The sequence below is a fragment of the Staphylococcus lutrae genome (genome assembly GCF_002101335.1).
In the GTDB taxonomy this organism is placed as follows: domain Bacteria; phylum Bacillota; class Bacilli; order Staphylococcales; family Staphylococcaceae; genus Staphylococcus; species Staphylococcus lutrae.
Genome location: NZ_CP020773.1, coordinates 1853199 through 1870419, shown reverse-complemented (window position 1 = coordinate 1870419; position 17221 = coordinate 1853199). Strand labels below are relative to the sequence as shown.

The following is a 17221-nucleotide window of genomic DNA, read 5'->3' as shown; positions in this document are numbered from 1 at the left end:
TATGGCAGTACAAATTGTCGTCAATATTATTTTAGCTATTTTTTGGCTCTTTCTATCAGACAGTTATACCATGAACGCTTTCGTTTTAGGCTACCTTTTTGCGCTATTACTCGTTTACTTAATGCGCAAAGTTTTACCTGGCCGATTTTATATCATTACTTTATATAGAGTCGTTCAATTGATGTTTGTCTTTTTATTCGAATTGATTAAAGCGAACATCGATGTATTGCGTATTATTCTTCAACCGCGTATTAAAAACGAATCCGCATTCTTCGTTTATGAAACGGATTTAGAACATAAGTGGCAAGTGGCATTACTATCCAACTTAATCACTTTAACACCAGGTACTGTCGTCATTGGTATTAATGATGATATGAAACGTTTGTATATCCACTGCCTCAATTTCTCAACTAAAGAGGAAGAAGTTGCGAGTATTAAAGGATCGCTTGAAAAAGCAGTGAAAGAAGTAGGTGAATCGTAATGAACTATGATATTTTCATCATTATTGCCTTAGTTATCGTTGTACTTTCCATTTTAGCTATACTCGTGCGCGTCATTATTGGCCCTACTTTACCTGATCGCGTCGTTGCTTTAGACGCAATTGGGATTCAACTCATGGCTGTCATCGGGTTGTTCTCTATCATACTAGGGACACATTATATGATTGTCGCTATTTTGTTAATCGGTATTCTTGCCTTTTTAGGGACTGCTGTTTTTGCTAAATTTATGGATAAAGGTCAGGTGATTGAGTATGACAGAAACGATCACGATTAGCATCGGGCTCATTCTTGTTTTTATCGGCGCATTATTTAGTGTCCTTGCTGCGATTGGCATGATACGTTTAGATGATGTCTATTCACGTGCACATGCGGCCGGGAAAGCGTCCACTTTGGGAACGATGCTCCTTCTAACCGGCACTTTTATCTACTTTATCGGCAAAGAAGGTTACATCAACTTTCAACTTTTAATCGGTATTGTTTTCGTTTTCATTACGGGACCATTAGCGAGTCACCTCGTGTTGAAAGCCGCATATAATCTGAAAACACCTGCGTCAAAAAGATTAAAATTAGACGAAGTAAAAGAAGATATTAAAGACACAAAATTGTAACTACCATAATAAAAACAATCGGGACACCCTCTTTAGTGGGGGCTGTCCCGATTGTTTTTATTCAGTACTATTTCGACCTGCGTGTTCAATCTCTTCTACTATGATTTCCTTCAATCTTATCTCTTGAAAGATTGAAGAAAAGGGTTCGCGTCTGAACTCGGCATCACCGTACATATTCGGTGGACTTATTTCAACGGCTTAATTGCTATCGTTCCACGCATGACAGAGATTAATACATTGGTGTCACTTTTTATATGAATATCCCACACATGCGTTGTACGCCCTTGATGTAAAAGACGTGCCTCTGCATAAACGATACCTTCGCGTACGGATTGAATATGATTCGCATTCATTTCCAAACCTAATGGAATATATTTTGAAGTATCTAACAAATGCGCAGAACCGATTGAACATGTCGTTTCACCGAGTGCCAATGTCGCACCACCATGTAAATATCCAAATGGTTGTTTGACTTTGTCTGTGACCGGCATCGCCATTTTAACATAGCCGTCTTTTTGATCGACTATTGTCATTTCTAACAATTCTATCAAATTTGTCATACAACCCACTCCTTTTCACTATTATAATACGAGTGCTGCAATCGTTCCCATTATAATCAAAGGAACATTATAAAACACAAAGTTTGGAATACATGTATCTCGGATATGATCATGTTGTCCATCGACATTGAGTCCTGCAGTCGGCCCTAACGTCGAATCACTTGCCGGAGAGCCTGAATCACCTAAAGCCCCCGCAGTTCCTATTAGTGCGATTAATGCCATCGTACTCATTCCCATCGCTTCACCAAAAGGAATAAATAACGCAGCCAAAATCGGTATCGTTGCAAAAGAAGACCCGATTCCTAGTGTGACGATAAGACCGATAAGATACATGAGAATAATACTAACAAATTGATGTTGTCCTGAAATGAACGTCAAACCGTCCACTAACTTTTTGATATCACCCGTCTGATTCATCACCCCTGCGAACCCATTTGCACTTAAAATGACACACCCAATATAGGCCATAATTTTTATACCGTCTACAAACTGATCATCCAGTTGACGCCATGAATAAAGACCTGATACAAAAAAGACGAGCACCCCTGCTAAAGCGCCAAAAATCATCGAATCAAATAATGTCTGTACGACAAAGGTCACAACGATGGCAACGAGCGTGACGATAATCGCCGCTGGTTTAATTCGCGTTGTGTCTTCTTCAGTTGCTGCTTCTATTTTACGGTAAGTTCTGGGCTTACGGTAATAAAACATGGCGATAATGAGTCCAATTATATAGCCAGAAGCAGGAATCAACATGGCTTTCCAAATCATATTAAATTCGATGGGGTGTCCGGCTTTATCAAATCCTTTTTGTATAATTTCATGGAATATATGACCAAAACCAAAAGGTAATAATACATATGGAAAACAAAGTCCAAAACCAATCACCATCGCAATCAATCGACGATCTATCTCCAACTCGTTAAACAGACTTAATAACGGTGGAATAACAATTGGAATAAACGCAATGTGTACAGGAATAACGTTTTGACTCATAATACTGAGCGCTAACAACGCCGTCACCATCAAAATTTTAACTTTTAAGCGTGACACCTTTGTATTCTCTGCACGGATAAAAAAGATAATTTTTCTGACGAGATAATCTGTAATACCACTATATGAAATCAACGCGGCAAATCCGCCTAATAAAGCATAACTGAGCGCAACTTCAGCACCATCCACGATATTATTTGTAAATGTAGAAATCGTTTTTTCAAATGGCAGGCCTGCAAGCCACCCACCAACGAGTGCACTGATAAACAAGCTAATAACGACATTGAGTCGACATAAACAGAGCACGATCATAATCACAACTGCTATTAATACTGAATTCATTTCTCAGTCTCCTTTAGTTCATTATCGAGTTAAAGCATCCGTGTACAATACTAACAGGTCATCGCCCATCCGTCAATGTCTCTTTATCCCCGATCTACATCCTTTGCTCATACATCATAAACACCTCTCTATACTATGACACACTGCATGAACTTGCGTATCAAACCGTATAGAGAAGTGTATGACGAATCTAGTGAACCTTTCACCTATCCTTTAATCAACAAACAATGAAATCAACGCGTTGCTTTACAACCATATTCCGACTTCAACCATGTCACAATTGTTGCAATCATAAAACCTGTAGGCCCTTTTGGCCCTTTATACGACGCCTTATTCATTGTCGCAGGGCCTGCAATGTCAAAATGCATATGCGGCGTTTGACCACTAAAATGCGTGATAAAGGCGGCAGCAAATAAGGCTTTACCATGTGCATTGACATGGTTTGTTAAATCTGCGACATCAGAAGCCTTAATATTTTGGCGTTCTGTCGCGGTGATAGGCAGTTCAAACACTGGTTCTTCATAAACTCGAGAATGTTTAAAAATCGCGTCTAATATGTCAGGCTGCACCCGCTCTTGAAAAACGGCTGCCTTATCTTCACCTAAAGCAACGATCGCGGCCCCCGTTAATGTAGCAAAATCCATAATCATCGTTGGTTGATACTGATTGGCATAATACACCGCGTCCGCTAAAACCAATCGCCCTTCCGCATCAGTATTAGGGACTTCGACGGTCTCACCACTCAATGCTGTAAATACATCATCAGGTTTCATCGCATTATTCGCAATCATATTTTCAGCCGCTGCAATCACCGCCACGATATTCACTTTAATTTTAAGTGCATGAATGGCTTCCACCATCCCTATCACATTTGCTGCACCACACATATCAAATTTCATTGTCGGAAGGCCCGTTTTAGACTTAATTGAGTACCCCCCGGAATCATATGTAATGCCCTTTCCGACGAGTGCAATCAAGGGCGCGTCTTGATCGGTATCTCCATGATATTCAAGCGTGATAATCCTTGGTGAGTGAATAGAGCCCTTTCCGACTGCTTGAACTAAACCAAATCCTTCTTGTTGAATTTGATCCGCATCTTTCACTTGAACTTTTACAGTTGTATCTTTAAAATAATGCGCCACTGTTTCAGCCAAATAACTTGGCGTCATAATATTAGGTGGCATATTGCTTAAATCTCGTGCCTTATTAATCGCGCGTCCCAACTTTTGTCCACCTTCAATGAATGGAGAATAGTCTGCCAATTGCGCACAATTGCCCCCCATTTGAAGACGAAAGGCTGGTTTTTTATGAGATTTATAATCATCAAATTGATAGAGGGCTTGCTCACTTTGAAGACCCATTAATTTAAAAATCACTTCTGATGAAACTGATTTCGTCAAAAATGTATGTACCTTGAAATTGATTTGTGTCACTGTTGTTTGCTGTAAAAATCGGAATAACGCCCCCCATATTTGCAAGTAGTCATGGTCTTGCAATTGATTGGTATTCCCAAGTCCTACTGTCACTATGCGATGCATTTGTCCCTCTAGCAAGATTGCTGTTGAAGAAACTGCACCTTTTTTAGCGTTGATGACTTGGTGTGCTTTTAATTCAGTGAGCGCTTCAAAAAACGTCGTATCATCTTTGACATCTTTAGAATACTGATTTAAATGTTCTGGTACCCCAGCCACAATGACTGCAGGTGTCTCTATTTGTTGTGAAGGCATGCCATTCACTCCTTTCAAAATATAAAAAGGAGCAGAAGCAAAACCTAAATGAATCATATAGGTTTCGTCATTCCACTCCCGATATCGCTGCTTAATCACTCATACATGAGGATACATCTAAACGTGTCAGACTGTAAATCGATTGCCCTTCATCGATGCCCCTAAACGTCGGCTGCCCATTCAGACGCCAGTGTTCTATCACAGTCTTGACAGTTCATGTATTAAGTGAAATACACCTTAAAACTTAAAATTTACCTTTTTTATAAGCTAAGCCTAAACCACCAATTTTAAAGATAGCACGTGTATCAATAACACGTTTCATAAATGCCGCTTTTTTACCTGTAATTTCACGGCCATAAACAACACCGACACCATCATGACGACCTAAAGAGCAGACTGTACCCCGATCATTGTATGAAAATGCTTCTGTCGGTGCCCCTTTTAAAATGTTTACAATATTAGAAGCTGTTTTCTCACCTTGTTGCATTGCGATTTGTGCTGTTGTCGGTAATGGACGTTCCTCACCTTCAGGGATAAAGGCTGAAACATCACCAATTACAAAGATATCATCGTAACCGTCAATTGTTAAATCTTGTTTTGTGACAATACGACCACGTTTAACCCCTTCGAATGATTTCTCCATTAATTGACTACCACGAACCCCTGCTGCCCAAACGACTGTGTTCGCTTCTAATTGTTGTTCTTCGTCATTGATTTTGACTACAAAACCTTTTTCATTTGCAGCAACAATTGGCGTACCGACTTTAAATTCCACACCACGCTGCTCTAAATAACTTACTGCATGACTGACTAATTCGTCTGAAAACATTGGCAACATTTTCGGTGCTGCTTCCACACATGTCACCTTCACTTTGCTTTGCTCTACACCATACTTATTCGCTAACTCAGGAATACGATCAGTGAGTTCTCCTAAAAATTCGATACCCGTGAAACCTGCACCACCCACGAGGATAGCTAAATCTTTATCATCTTTCGTTTTAGAAGCGGCATAATTAGCAAACTTGTCTTCAATATGACGCGCAATACGACGTGCTGTGTGTACGTTTTCAATTTGGAAAGCGTATTCTTTCATTCCATCGATGCCAAATGTTTCTGATTCGAATCCTAATGCGACAACTAAGATATCAAACTCAAAAATGCCGTTTGTTGTTTCTACTTTTTTCGCATTACGATCAATTTTTGTTACTTCTGCACATACGAAATCTACATGTTTTTTCAATACACTTTCAATCGGATACAATAAGTCTTCATAGCTAATTGTCCCTGCAGAAGCTTCATGTAACCAAGTTGATTCGTAGTGGTAATCATTTTTGTTAATTAAAGTAATGTGTGCATCCTCTGGAGCTAATTTTTTTTGAAGTTTTGTCACAGTTTGTAACCCAGCATAGCCCGCACCTAAAACGAGCACTTTTTTTCGTTCAGCCATTTGCATTCACCTATTCTTTCTTAAAAATAATTAATTTCTAATCATACTGTATACCCTCTTAATTTTTACAGTACACAAAATTGTAAAATGTTGTCATTAATAAGTGTATAGTTTTTTATAATTGAATTCAAGTTTATATCATAGAAGTTTACACTGCTTTTCACAAACATGATTTAAATATTAAGCATTTCAAAACAGCAACCTATCATTCTCATCATAAAAGAGGCTTGGACAATATTTTCGCCTAGCCTCATTTCAGTCATTATGCGTTTAAAATACGGCGTGACGTCCCGAATTAGCGATGTGTTTTAAACCGATTTTTTCACCTTTACCACACTCATGATGACTCAAACACGACTTTTTTAAAATAAGTTTCCGACATTTACACTTAAATCAGCAAGACTCAAGTTGACGCATACTCTCATCGATATTTCGATGCACGGCAATCCCTACTCAGCAATTCTCAGGTGTCCCTTTAACTGTCGCTGTTCTAAATGAGCTTCCACAACCACATGAAGCAATTGCGTTAGGGTTATCAATTTGGAAACCGCCGCCCATTAATGACTGTTTGAAATCAATCGTCGTTCCATTTAAAATCGGTGCATCTTCTTTATCTACAAGCACTTTTAAACCGTAGAATTCAAAAACGTCATCGTTGTCACCAGGTTCTGACTCTGCTGTCATACCGTAAGTTAATCCCGTACAACCGCCTCCATTCACTTTCACCTTTAGATAACCTTCTGCCATATCATTTTGTTTGAGCATATCTTTCACTTCATATGCCGCCGCTTCTGTCAAATTAATGACTGCCATTGTTTGACCTCCTTTAAAAAACCCAAGTTTCTTCTATGTGTCTGTATATATTTTGTAATAAATCGTCTGGTGTATCTCCTTCGACAATATCTCCATTAACTAATGCATAGAGCCCTGATGAACAAATTCCACAGTTTTGAAGACAACCATAATCGAGAACGTCCACTTCTGGATCATTGTCTAGCTTATGGTAGACTTCTTCTGCACCTCTTGCCATGTTAGAAATACAGAATTCGACAATTGGATTCATTTGACACCCTCTTCTATATTTTAATGATACTAGTATATCAAACTTTATATCGAACTGCTATGTGACTGCTTCATGCCTTTCATTCAGTCACGACCTTGTTTGAATCGCATGCTCAAAACTCTAATTCTAGGCCTATCCCTTTGTTTGTATGACTTTCAAAAAAAGGATATAATTATAAGTGGAGTTAAATTGATTTAAATTTACGTTCATTTGTTTCAACATGTCAACCTGCACGCTTGGAATAAACAACGTAGGATATATCGTTAAAAAGGGGTATTCAAAATGAAGAATCTAGTTTTGTTAGGCGGCGGTTATGGCAATATGCGCATAATGTCAAAAATTTTGCCAGATGCCCTTCCGGATGATTACAGTATTACATTAATTGACCGGATGCCGTACCACGGACTTAAGACAGAGTTTTACGCACTTGCTGCAGGAGCGAAGTCCGACAAAGAAGTTCGTGTCAAATTCCCGCAACATGATAGAACACATACCGTTTATGGGGAGATTACCGACATCGATTTAGACAATCAAATTATTTCTGTAGGTCAAACGAAAGTGGATTACGATGAACTTGTTATCGGCTTAGGTTGTGAAGATAAGTATCATAATGTCCCTGGTGCCCAAGAATACACGTACAGCATTCAAACATTACACGACGCACGTAAAACGTATCATGATATTTCTGACCTCCCTACGAATGCCAAAGTCGGCATTGTCGGAGCCGGTTTAAGTGGTATCGAATTGGCGAGCGCATTACGCGAGAGCCGCAGTGACCTTCGAATCCACTTGTATGATCGCGGTGATCGCATTTTAAATCAATTCCCCGAAAAATTAAGTAATTATGTTAAAAAATGGTTCGATAAACATGATGTAACAGTTGTTCCTAATTCTGATATCGTCAAAGTTGAACCAGGTATACTTTATAATAAAGAAACAAAAAGCGAGCATGATCTCATCGTTTGGACAGCCGGAATTCAACCCGTTGAAATTGTGCGCAATCTTCCTGTCGACCTAAGCCGTAGTCATCGTGTGATGGTCAATCAATATCATCAAATTCCAACGTATCCAAATGTGTATGTCGTTGGTGACTGTGCGAATTTACCACATGCGCCAAGTGCACAATTGGCAGAGGAACAGGCGGATCAAATTGCGATGGTCCTTAAAACACTTTGGGCGGGTAAAAATTTACCTGAAAAAATGCCTGAAATTAAAATTCAAGGCTTTCTCGGCTCTTTAGGTGAGAAAAAAGGGTTTGCTTACCTCATGGATACGACAGTGACCGGTCGTTTAGCCTCTATATTGAAGTCCGGTGTGCTCTGGTTGTATAAACATCATAACGGATAATATCAAACATTGAGATGTGTCTTTCAAAATGCCTATTGAAAAATGAAAGCTTAAAAGACGCATCTCTTTTTTTATTAAGTCAACGGCACGTGTGACATCTAACCACTTTTATTGACTGTATCACGTTTGGTGCACGTGTCTTTGGCTGAGACATGCATCTAAAGAACGCCCGCTTACACCGACATTACTACCACTTCAAACCTTTTAACTTAAAAAAGCTAGAACATAAACCTTACTCTCAAAATAAAAAACCGAGGCAAATCATCTTGAATTTTTATCGATTTTTATAAAATATTCATATTATTTTATAAAAACAAACCCCTCACGTATAATTAGAGAATACTCACAAAATAAACTATAGGAGAAACTTTATGAAGCTGGGAGCTTAGAGAAATGGTTTATTAATTATGAAAAAAATATATATTAACATTATTTATAATGTCTTGTTTTACGAAATATTGTTTATATTACTTATCCTTATTTCCTATATTTCTAAGAATGATACACTTATTCTTATTTCTAACCTTATTTTAATTGGCCTATTAGTTATTATAATTCATGAGTTAGGTCATTTTTTCATAGGTAAAATCCAGGGGATGTCACTATACATGATTTCATTAGTATCAGTGATATTCATCAAAAATAACTTTTACTTTTCATATCCTGTATTTTTAGCTGTTGGTGCAACAAATATGTATAAAGACAATTGGAAAGAAGGTTTAAAGGTAGAGAAATTAATATGGTATGCATTAGGAGGTCCTACCTTTAATGTTCTTACTATAGTAATCGTATGCTTATTTAAATTGATTTTTGAGAATTTTTACTTAGATATGTTTCTAATATTAAATATTGTGATTTTGGTTGTCACGTTGTTCCCCTTCATAAAAGGTAATGATGGTTATACTTTTCTAGAGTTATTAATAAAAAAAGAGAATAGCAACTTCTATAAGTCATATTTAAGTCATTCTATATACACGAGTGAGACATTAAACCTATATGATCATCAAGCATTATTTTTCGAGATAACTGATACGTTTAAATGGAATGTTGTTTATTTAAATGGTGTCGTAAATGGTAAAGTAATGCAAAAGTCTATGAAACAGACATATAATAATAAGTATGAACAAAATATTATAGATTTATATTTAGTAGGCTTAGGGATAAAATCGGAACAAGAGATAAATTTTGATTCTATTTCACCCATATATGGAAAGTGTCTTTACTATTTAAATATTTATCTGCAATATAAAGAAAAGAAATATTTGAATCTTGCAAGTGACCATACACATGAAATATTAGATGAATACCAAATCAACATAGCAGAAAATATAATAAAAAATCACAAAGCGCTTTATGATAAAAACTAAAATGCCTTTTATTCAACAAATGGAACATTCAGAATGTGCTTTAGCAATTTATGTCCATCATCAAAAATAGGATATTTTTATTTCAAACGAAATTTCAATATTTCGTATTATGCAGCGATAAAACGGAAAAGCTCACTTTAATGTAGTGAGCTTTTTTGTAAAGGTGTGTTAAGCATTTAAAGATGATTAAGATATTTTAGAAGACTTACTAACATGGGGAGTCATTTGCGTTTATCCCCTCCAAAACTTCATTCACTACAGATTGAATCGCTCTTCTATAAAACGTTTTATCGGTTTGAGTTGGATATAACCGTCTGCCACGTATTCATCATTCATCGTCACGAGCGGATAGAACAATTCATCATTTTGTATTTGTTCAATGTAGTGTTGATCATGATCTGTTAGCCCGTCATCTGCTCCCATAATATCAATATACGTATACTCAAAATGGATATTAGGATATTTTCTCGGCAATAATGTCTTTAACCAATCATACGTATTTTCCGAACTTGGTGCATTCACACAACTCGCACAGATGACTTCCGCCCCATATACCACTACACTTACTTTTTCCATAATTCTCCCCCTCAGTGATTCAATAGATTTTTTGTACCAATTCCATTATAATAAAAAAATAAGGATAAAATGAACCTTTTAATTTGAGAGGAGGCATCACTCATGCCAACTGAAAATGCGACAATGTACGATCAAGTTGCAGAAGTCATCGAAAAGTTACGTCCGTTCTTATTACGTGATGGCGGTGATTGTGAGCTTGTCGATGTTGAAGACGGTATTGTAAAACTACAATTACTCGGCGCTTGTGGCACATGTCCAAGCAGTACGATTACTTTAAAAGCTGGGATTGAGCGCGCATTAATCGAAGAAGTCCCTGGCGTTGTAGAGGTTGAACAAGTTTTCTAACAGCATGATGACTGTATCTTGTTCACCTCCATATGCATAAAGCGTTGAGATGACCACTACCCAAGGTACCATCTCAACGCTTTTAATCATGTCTTAGATTTCATAGGCTAAAACAAAACGTACGGCGATTTAGTCAATCGAAACGGCATTACGCGGCGATTGCCCTTCTAAAACATCTTTAATATTCAACAGGCAAGTTTGAATCATTTGGTCACGCGTTAATACGGTTGCACTTCCAATATGCGGTGTCACAATAACGTTAGGATATTGTAACAACGGATGATCCATACGAATCGGTTCATCCCGAACAACGTCTAATCCACAACCCGCAATTTCTCCTGTAGCAATTGCTTCAATTAAATCTTCTTCCACTACTAAATCACCACGTCCAATATTGACAAAAATGGCATCGTTGCGCATTTTTTTAAACACTTCTTTGTCGAACATATTTTGTGTTTCCGGTGTTGAAGGTGCCGTGCAAATGACAAAATCACTTTCCTTAATTAATTGCTCAAATGATGTGTAAAATGCACCCAATTCATTTTCAGCTTTCATATTTCTTGAACGATTATGATACAAAATATCAGCATGAAACCCTTTCAAACGACGTGCAAAAGCGCGCCCAATTTCACCCATACCAAAAATACCGACTTTAGAATTATAAATGTCTTTACCTGCTAATAAGTAAGGTCCCCAACTTTTCCACTGGCCATCTTGTACATATTTTTCTGCTTCAACGATACGTCGAGAAGCAGCCATCATCAATGCAAAACCTAACTCAGCTGTCGTTTCACTTAAGACATGCGGTGTATTTGAGATTTGTACATGGTGCTGTGCTGCGGCTTGTACATCAATATTGTCATATCCAACTGCCATATTTGCGACAATTTTCAAATGGGGTGCATGTTCAAAGAGGGTTTGATCTATTTTTTCACTTAGGGTTACAAGTAAAGCTGTTTTATCTTGAGCTGCTGCCAAAAACTTTTCACGTGGCATGGGGGTTAAGTCATCATCCCACATTTCTACTTCACCTAAAGTTTCCAAACGTGCTATAAATTTTTGTGGAATACGTCGGGTTACTAAAATTTTTTCCATGTTTGATCACTCACCTTTAATTAATTGCTCACGTAGTTCGTTTAAATCTTTAACACTATAAGTCGCAGGAATGTCCTGTTTCATGACTTCTTCTTTTGTCGTCACGCCCGTTTGTACGTGAATGGTATCTATACCGAACTGAATACCTGCCATAATATCAGTATCGTAGAGATCTCCAATCATCGCAACATCTTCTTTGTTAAGCTGCAGGACTTGCAATGCTTTTTCCATGATAGGCGTCTCAGGCTTTCCAATAAAAATTGGGGATTGCTTTGATGAAACCGTCACCACACTTGTAATAGAGCCATTGCCAGGTAAAAAGCCTTGCTCCTTAGGTATAGAAGGATCTGGATTCGTTGAAATAAAAGTCGCACCATTTTGCACTGCTAATGTCGCTGTTGCTAATTTGTTATAGGTAATCGCTTCATCTAATCCAACGACCACATAATCGACATGAACATCGTCCTTTAGCGTCAACCCGGCTTCTTCCAATGCTGTCGCTAACCCCGAACCCCCAATCATGTACACCGTCGCATCTGGGTGTTCACTCTGAATGTAATCTGCCGTTGCCATAGCTGAAGTAATCACTTCTTCTGGTTGTGCCGAAATCCCCATCGTCGCCAATTTTTCTACGACATCCACTGGAGCTTTAGTTGAGTTGTTTGTCACATACAGGTGCGGAATACCTTGCGCGTTGAGGTAATCAATAAATTCTGCCGCACCTTCAATTTTTTGCGTTCCTTTATACATCGTGCCGTCCAGATCGATTAAATAACCTTGATATGCTTTCATGACTTATTGCGCTCCTTTACCAAATGCAGTTACAGGGACCTGCTCATTCTCTAAAAATAGTAAAACTTCTTCAATAAACTTTTGATAATGTGGAAGAACCTCATCAAATAAAGGGACGAGAGATGATGGTTCTAAATGGTCGTAAAAATGGACGAACTGACGGCGTACATCTATTGTTCGGTGTAACGCTTGTTGTGTGTCTTTGGAAATGACGCCCTCGAGTTCCAAAATATCAATCACATCTTTATAATTACCAGGATCTCTCAAAATAAAAGCATCAATAATCATATTACCGATATCTACTGAAGATTCGATAAGCATTTGTGCAACCCGTTCGAATGCATATGTGTTCGATTTGACAACGGGATAATCTACCGTGAGCTGATGTAAATATTTTATCTTTGTTTCTAATTGGGATTTATCAACAAAATACACTTTCCTGTCACCTCAATTCCTTCTTATCATATCACAATTTTGCATACAACTTCATTTATCGCTATACTTGGCATAACATCATTTTTAAAGGAGTTACCGATATGATCGATATGTTTTTATACGATGATATTGAACCTTCACAAATTCGTTTCGTTGGCTTTGTCGGCGAAATCAGTCGTTACGACCTTGTGTTGATTCAAACCGATCGCCATTATGGAAAAACCCTCGTCCTGAATACACAAACAAACAAATTTGGAATCATTGGTTCAGATGATTTAGCGGAACCAGGCTATATCGCATATATTTTAGGTGTCAACGAAGATGAAGGCGATGAAATTACCGCTTATTTAAACGAAGTGATACAATAATACGTTTGATACAAGCCGCTATTGCATGCCCGACCATGTTGATGGCATTAAAAAGCCTTTCAATAGGGGCATCCCCAATCTATTGAAAGGCCTTTATATTAATCTTGTATTGTCGGTTTGATTTTAACGTTTTTTAATTTGTCTTTCTCCTCAATCCACGCATCCGATCCTAACCGCTTCTCAACTTCTGCTTTTGAAAGTCGACGTACAACAAAGTAGGCACATCCAAAATTACAATATTCATATAAATAATCCTGAATGGTTGAAAAACGTTTGTTGAATTCTGCTTTTTTATACGAATCTTCATAAAAACCCTTTAATCTCAGTTGATCATAACCATAATCCCCAACCACAAAGTCATATTTATCCAAAATCTCTGAATACCTTGCAATAAAATCATCTTCATTAAATCCATTTTTATATGAAGTTAACAATTCAAAATAATGATTTCCTACTTTTATCATACATAAATCACCTGGTTCTTATAATTTAAGTTGTTCGTCACCAAGTCGATGTTTTTCTTTTGCAGCTTCGTTCACTTGTTCATCTGCATGGTATGAACTACGTACTAATGGACCCGCTTGACAATGTTTAAAGCCTTTTTCCATTGCCACTTTACGCAATTTACCAAACTCTAATGGTGTATAATATTTTTGAACTTTTAAATGTTTACGCGAAGGTTGTAAATACTGCCCAATTGTTAAAATATCTACACCACTTGCACGTAAATCATCCATTGTTTCGTGAAGTTCTTCTATTGTTTCGCCTAACCCCACCATAATACTTGATTTTGTTGGAATATCAGGTTGTAGCTCTTTAGAACGACGTAAAAATTCTAAAGTTCGATCGTACGTCGCACGGGCACGAACTCTTGGTGTTAAACGACGCACTGTTTCGATATTATGGTTCAAAATATCGGGACGTGCTGCCATCAAAGTCGCCAAAGCTTCGTAATCGCCTCCCATGTCTGACGGTAAGATTTCAATCGTTGTAAACGGGTTGAGCTCACGTACTTTGCGAACTGTCTCGGCATATACATTGGAACCTGCGTCTTTTAAATCATCACGTGCAACAGCAGTAATCACGACATGCTTTAAGTTCATTTGTTTAACCGAATCCGCTACACGTGCAGGTTCCCCTAAATCTAATTCATTAGGTAAGCCTGTTTTAACTGCGCAAAAACGACACGCTCGTGTACAGACATCTCCTAAAATCATAAATGTTGCTGTACGACGGTCTCCCCAACATTCATGAATATTTGGACATTTCGCTTCTTCACATACAGTATGGAGCCCTTTTTTACGCATCATTTTTTTCAGACCAGTATAATTGTCGTTCGTATTCAACTTTATTTTAAGCCAATCTGGTTTGCGTAAAATTTCTTCATTTTTTGTAGCCATAACAGTGAAAACCCTCCCAAAATTTATAGATCTAACTTCATTATATCTAAATTTACAAAAAATTAAAATCTTCTGTTCCAGTCTATGAAATCGCTAACAATTTGTTTTTAAAAATATCTCTTAAGAATTCGGGCATTAAATAGGTGATGCGCGCACCTTTTAATGTTGGGAAATAACGTCCAAACGTGTACATATCCACAGTTCCTAATACGTACATCGCTTCATCTTCTATTTCTGTCCCATCGACAAAATAACGGTCACTCGAGCACACATAGCCCGCCTGAAACAAAATATATCCTCCAAAGATATCGCCCCTGAAACCTAAGCCTTGCGCATGCTCGTACATATACTCTTGCGCGCGTGCTTTCTTAATGACTTCTTTCAGCGCAGCACCCGTCAATTGAATACGTACAACATTAATGGGGTGCGGTAACATCTGGTGGATATCATATGCGGTTAATTTTTTCTTGTCATACCCTTTAACGAGTAGTCCTGCATTAATTAACGTACAATCGGCTTGGGTAAATTCATGCACACTTTCTGCTAATAAATAGCTCGCTTCAGTAATAAAATTCGTCGCCCGCTGTAATGTCATGGGTTGGTTCACAACAATATCGCTGAGTAACGCTTTCCCTTCCGATTCAAAATCAGTAGTCACTTGTGGTAATTCTTCAAGTTCATGCAATGTTGCCTTTTTCTCCACAACGACACCTTCATCAATTTCTAATGTCACCTCACCTAAATAATGACCATATTTTCCTGCCGCAGCCATTAATACACCATTTCTCACTTCACCTCGTTCGAAATAATGATGCGTATGTGCGCCGAAAATGACATCAATTTCTGGAATTTCCTCACATAGACGTTCATCAAAAAAGAGGCCCACATGACTTAATACAATGAGCACATCATATGCGCCTTGATGTACTGCAATCTCTTGCTTAATCGCATCAAGCGGGTCTGTCACCACCCAATCTAATGCACGATAAAAGGGTGTGAAAGGTGCCGTTGCAGCCACATACATCAAACGAACCCCTTCAATTTCCTCAATATATGAAGAAACCACATGTTGAGGTAATTGTCCCGATTCATCTAAGACATTCGCACAAATGACTTTGAATCGTGCCGCTTCGTACAATGCATTCAAAGCTTCATGAGAAATCGTCATCCCTTCATTATTTCCAAGCGTTGCGACATCACATCCTGCATCATTTAACAATTGTATATTGCGCTGCCCTAATGTGGCTTCTGTCACTGGTAAAGACAAATCAACATGATCACCGATATCAACATAACGAGAAGGATGGGACAATTGCTGACGTGCTGTCTTTAAATATGCCGTAATCCGTGAAAACGCATGTAAATGACTATGAATATCATTTGTATGATAAATGGTTAAACGCATCAACTCGCCTCGCTTTGTTCATTTATAATGATTGAATAATGAGATACAGTCCTAATCCCAACATAACTAAACGTAAGATTAAGACAATCGTATCTGACTTCACTGCTTTGTTTAACTTCACACCGAGTTGTGCCCCAACCCAACTTGATAAAATAAGTATGATACTGTATCCCCATACGACATGTCCTAAAACAATGTGCCCAATTGAACCTGCCACACTTGAAAAGAAAATCATCATCATGCTTGTGCCGACTGCGACATGCGGTGGAAAGCGAAACACAAGTAACATGAGTGGTGTCATTAATGCGCCCCCACCAATACCAAATAGGCCCGCAGTTAGCCCAATGACGAATGAAGCGACAATCGCAATGGACGGCACAACACCGTATCGATATTGTTCACCATGTGCATCTGTAAATGATTTCATATAACGTGGTTGTTGAAACGCTTTAATAGGCGGGATGCGGTGACGTACCATTAATAAAATTGATACGATGATGAGAAAAATACCAAAATAGAGATTAAATGAATGAATGGTTAAATATTGACTTAAATATGCCCCAATCAACGCCCCTGGAATAATACCAATTGTAAAAATAATCCCATTTTTAACATCTACTTGCTTTTGCTTTAAATATCCCATCGTTGATGATAAGCCTGTTGCAATTAAAATAATGGAAGACGTCCCAATTGCGGTTTGAGGTGTTATCCCCTCTAAAACATGGAGTGAAACGCCAAAATAGATGAGTGTTGGCACGATAATAATGCCGCCACCGATGCCTACTAAAGCACCAATAATCGCAGATAAAAACCCCACAAAAATCAAAATGATCACACTCAACATGGACAGC

The 17221-nt window shown here is 38.0% G+C and carries 21 protein-coding genes; 7 read left to right on the top strand and 14 right to left on the bottom strand.

Annotation, left to right across the window (positions count from 1 at the left end):
* Position 1: 1 nt before the first annotated feature.
* From B5P37_RS08720 to B5P37_RS08710, 3 genes are read left to right on the top strand one after another with little or no spacing between them, the layout of a single operon-like run.
* Positions 2-481: a Na+/H+ antiporter subunit E gene (locus B5P37_RS08720; protein ID WP_085237854.1), complete on the top strand. Its 480-nt coding sequence runs from the start codon at positions 2-4 to the stop codon at positions 479-481.
* Positions 481-774 (top strand): Na(+)/H(+) antiporter subunit F1, encoded by a 294-nt coding sequence (locus B5P37_RS08715; RefSeq protein WP_085237853.1) that lies wholly within the window; start codon positions 481-483, stop codon positions 772-774. The genes B5P37_RS08720 and B5P37_RS08715 overlap by 1 nt, the downstream gene beginning before the upstream one ends.
* Positions 752-1108 carry a Na+/H+ antiporter subunit G1 gene (locus B5P37_RS08710; RefSeq protein ID WP_085237852.1) on the top strand — a complete coding sequence of 119 codons (357 nt, stop codon included), beginning with the start codon at positions 752-754 and terminating at the stop codon, positions 1106-1108. Before B5P37_RS08715 ends, B5P37_RS08710 begins: the two co-directional genes overlap by 23 nt.
* Before the next feature lie 185 nt (positions 1109-1293).
* Here B5P37_RS08710 and B5P37_RS08705 read toward each other — a convergent pair whose 3' ends face one another.
* From B5P37_RS08705 to B5P37_RS08680, 6 genes are all read right to left on the bottom strand, one after another.
* Positions 1294-1668, bottom strand: a complete 375-nt coding sequence (locus B5P37_RS08705) for a PaaI family thioesterase (protein ID WP_085237851.1) — start codon at positions 1666-1668, stop codon at positions 1294-1296.
* A gap of 21 nt (positions 1669-1689) precedes the next feature.
* Entirely contained in the window at positions 1690-3003 is a 1314-nt protein-coding gene (locus B5P37_RS08700; protein WP_085237850.1) for a Na+/H+ antiporter family protein, read from the bottom strand.
* 233 nt (positions 3004-3236) lie between these two features.
* Positions 3237-4730 (bottom strand): M17 family metallopeptidase, encoded by a 1494-nt coding sequence (locus B5P37_RS08695; RefSeq protein WP_085238451.1) that lies wholly within the window; start codon positions 4728-4730, stop codon positions 3237-3239.
* A 244-nt stretch (positions 4731-4974) separates the two neighbouring features.
* Positions 4975-6177 carry an NAD(P)/FAD-dependent oxidoreductase gene (locus B5P37_RS08690; protein ID WP_085237849.1) on the bottom strand — a complete coding sequence of 401 codons (1203 nt, stop codon included), beginning with the start codon at positions 6175-6177 and terminating at the stop codon, positions 4975-4977.
* A gap of 453 nt (positions 6178-6630) precedes the next feature.
* A complete protein-coding gene (locus tag B5P37_RS08685) occupies positions 6631-6990 on the bottom strand; it encodes a HesB/IscA family protein (protein ID WP_085237848.1) in 360 nt (119 codons plus the stop codon).
* Between the two features lie 13 nt (positions 6991-7003).
* On the bottom strand, positions 7004-7240 hold the full coding sequence (locus B5P37_RS08680; RefSeq protein ID WP_085237847.1) for a YuzB family protein: 237 nt from the start codon (positions 7238-7240) through the stop codon (positions 7004-7006).
* A gap of 282 nt (positions 7241-7522) precedes the next feature.
* Between B5P37_RS08680 and B5P37_RS08675 the strand changes: the two genes are divergently transcribed.
* Together B5P37_RS08675 and B5P37_RS08670 are read left to right on the top strand one after the other, a co-directional pair.
* Positions 7523-8587 (top strand): NAD(P)/FAD-dependent oxidoreductase, encoded by a 1065-nt coding sequence (locus tag B5P37_RS08675; RefSeq protein ID WP_085237846.1) that lies wholly within the window; start codon positions 7523-7525, stop codon positions 8585-8587.
* Positions 8588-8994: 407 nt separating this feature from the next.
* Entirely contained in the window at positions 8995-9954 is a 960-nt protein-coding gene (locus tag B5P37_RS08670) for a site-2 protease family protein (RefSeq protein ID WP_085237845.1), read from the top strand.
* A 255-nt stretch (positions 9955-10209) separates the two neighbouring features.
* On the opposite strand, the gene B5P37_RS08665 is transcribed toward B5P37_RS08670, so the two are convergent.
* Positions 10210-10530 (bottom strand): YuzD family protein, encoded by a 321-nt coding sequence (locus tag B5P37_RS08665; protein ID WP_085237844.1) that lies wholly within the window; start codon positions 10528-10530, stop codon positions 10210-10212.
* A gap of 102 nt (positions 10531-10632) precedes the next feature.
* On the opposite strand from B5P37_RS08665, the gene B5P37_RS08660 reads away from it, so the two are divergent.
* The gene (locus tag B5P37_RS08660; RefSeq protein ID WP_016424597.1) at positions 10633-10875 is read left to right on the top strand and encodes a NifU family protein; all 243 of its coding nucleotides are present in this window, start codon (positions 10633-10635) and stop codon (positions 10873-10875) included.
* A gap of 129 nt (positions 10876-11004) precedes the next feature.
* On the opposite strand, the gene B5P37_RS08655 is transcribed toward B5P37_RS08660, so the two are convergent.
* From B5P37_RS08655 to B5P37_RS08645, 3 genes are read right to left on the bottom strand one after another with little or no spacing between them, the layout of a single operon-like run.
* A complete protein-coding gene (locus B5P37_RS08655; protein WP_085237843.1) occupies positions 11005-11970 on the bottom strand; it encodes a 2-hydroxyacid dehydrogenase in 966 nt (321 codons plus the stop codon).
* A 6-nt stretch (positions 11971-11976) separates the two neighbouring features.
* A complete protein-coding gene (locus B5P37_RS08650; RefSeq protein ID WP_085237842.1) occupies positions 11977-12762 on the bottom strand; it encodes a TIGR01457 family HAD-type hydrolase in 786 nt (261 codons plus the stop codon).
* A 3-nt stretch (positions 12763-12765) separates the two neighbouring features.
* The gene (locus B5P37_RS08645; protein WP_085237841.1) at positions 12766-13197 is read right to left on the bottom strand and encodes a DUF86 domain-containing protein; all 432 of its coding nucleotides are present in this window, start codon (positions 13195-13197) and stop codon (positions 12766-12768) included.
* 101 nt (positions 13198-13298) lie between these two features.
* On the opposite strand from B5P37_RS08645, the gene B5P37_RS08640 reads away from it, so the two are divergent.
* Complete coding sequence (locus tag B5P37_RS08640) at positions 13299-13565, top strand: DUF3055 domain-containing protein (RefSeq protein WP_085237840.1); 267 nt, start codon at positions 13299-13301, stop codon at positions 13563-13565.
* Positions 13566-13663: 98 nt separating this feature from the next.
* Here B5P37_RS08640 and B5P37_RS08635 read toward each other — a convergent pair whose 3' ends face one another.
* The 4 genes from B5P37_RS08635 to B5P37_RS08620 form a co-directional block, all read right to left on the bottom strand.
* Entirely contained in the window at positions 13664-14029 is a 366-nt protein-coding gene (locus B5P37_RS08635; RefSeq protein WP_085237839.1) for a YutD family protein, read from the bottom strand.
* Positions 14030-14047: 18 nt separating this feature from the next.
* Positions 14048-14965, bottom strand: coding sequence for a lipoyl synthase (lipA, locus tag B5P37_RS08630; protein ID WP_085237838.1), 918 nt, complete (start codon positions 14963-14965; stop codon positions 14048-14050).
* Positions 14966-15047: 82 nt separating this feature from the next.
* The gene (locus tag B5P37_RS08625) at positions 15048-16370 is read right to left on the bottom strand and encodes a bifunctional metallophosphatase/5'-nucleotidase (protein WP_085237837.1); all 1323 of its coding nucleotides are present in this window, start codon (positions 16368-16370) and stop codon (positions 15048-15050) included.
* A 22-nt stretch (positions 16371-16392) separates the two neighbouring features.
* Positions 16393-17214, bottom strand: coding sequence for a sulfite exporter TauE/SafE family protein (locus tag B5P37_RS08620; protein ID WP_206168703.1), 822 nt, complete (start codon positions 17212-17214; stop codon positions 16393-16395).
* Positions 17215-17221 lie beyond the last annotated feature (7 nt).

What these genes read in the sequence shown, in the direction of transcription:
- B5P37_RS08720 (WP_085237854.1), top strand. Translation starts at nt 2, where the DNA reads ATGGCAGTACAAATTGTCGTCAATATTATTTTAGCTATTTTTTGGCTC.
- B5P37_RS08715 (WP_085237853.1), top strand. Translation starts at nt 481, where the DNA reads ATGAACTATGATATTTTCATCATTATTGCCTTAGTTATCGTTGTACTT.
- B5P37_RS08710 (WP_085237852.1), top strand. Translation starts at nt 752, where the DNA reads ATGACAGAAACGATCACGATTAGCATCGGGCTCATTCTTGTTTTTATC.
- B5P37_RS08705 (WP_085237851.1), bottom strand. Translation starts at nt 1,668, where the DNA reads ATGACAAATTTGATAGAATTGTTAGAAATGACAATAGTCGATCAAAAA.
- B5P37_RS08700 (WP_085237850.1), bottom strand. Translation starts at nt 3,003, where the DNA reads ATGAATTCAGTATTAATAGCAGTTGTGATTATGATCGTGCTCTGTTTA.
- B5P37_RS08695 (WP_085238451.1), bottom strand. Translation starts at nt 4,730, where the DNA reads ATGCCTTCACAACAAATAGAGACACCTGCAGTCATTGTGGCTGGGGTA.
- B5P37_RS08690 (WP_085237849.1), bottom strand. Translation starts at nt 6,177, where the DNA reads ATGGCTGAACGAAAAAAAGTGCTCGTTTTAGGTGCGGGCTATGCTGGG.
- B5P37_RS08685 (WP_085237848.1), bottom strand. Translation starts at nt 6,990, where the DNA reads ATGGCAGTCATTAATTTGACAGAAGCGGCGGCATATGAAGTGAAAGAT.
- B5P37_RS08680 (WP_085237847.1), bottom strand. Translation starts at nt 7,240, where the DNA reads ATGAATCCAATTGTCGAATTCTGTATTTCTAACATGGCAAGAGGTGCA.
- B5P37_RS08675 (WP_085237846.1), top strand. Translation starts at nt 7,523, where the DNA reads ATGAAGAATCTAGTTTTGTTAGGCGGCGGTTATGGCAATATGCGCATA.
- B5P37_RS08670 (WP_085237845.1), top strand. Translation starts at nt 8,995, where the DNA reads ATGAAAAAAATATATATTAACATTATTTATAATGTCTTGTTTTACGAA.
- B5P37_RS08665 (WP_085237844.1), bottom strand. Translation starts at nt 10,530, where the DNA reads ATGGAAAAAGTAAGTGTAGTGGTATATGGGGCGGAAGTCATCTGTGCG.
- B5P37_RS08660 (WP_016424597.1), top strand. Translation starts at nt 10,633, where the DNA reads ATGCCAACTGAAAATGCGACAATGTACGATCAAGTTGCAGAAGTCATC.
- B5P37_RS08655 (WP_085237843.1), bottom strand. Translation starts at nt 11,970, where the DNA reads ATGGAAAAAATTTTAGTAACCCGACGTATTCCACAAAAATTTATAGCA.
- B5P37_RS08650 (WP_085237842.1), bottom strand. Translation starts at nt 12,762, where the DNA reads ATGAAAGCATATCAAGGTTATTTAATCGATCTGGACGGCACGATGTAT.
- B5P37_RS08640 (WP_085237840.1), top strand. Translation starts at nt 13,299, where the DNA reads ATGATCGATATGTTTTTATACGATGATATTGAACCTTCACAAATTCGT.
- B5P37_RS08635 (WP_085237839.1), bottom strand. Translation starts at nt 14,029, where the DNA reads ATGATAAAAGTAGGAAATCATTATTTTGAATTGTTAACTTCATATAAA.
- lipA (WP_085237838.1), bottom strand. Translation starts at nt 14,965, where the DNA reads ATGGCTACAAAAAATGAAGAAATTTTACGCAAACCAGATTGGCTTAAA.
- B5P37_RS08625 (WP_085237837.1), bottom strand. Translation starts at nt 16,370, where the DNA reads ATGCGTTTAACCATTTATCATACAAATGATATTCATAGTCATTTACAT.
- B5P37_RS08620 (WP_206168703.1), bottom strand. Translation starts at nt 17,214, where the DNA reads ATGTTGAGTGTGATCATTTTGATTTTTGTGGGGTTTTTATCTGCGATT.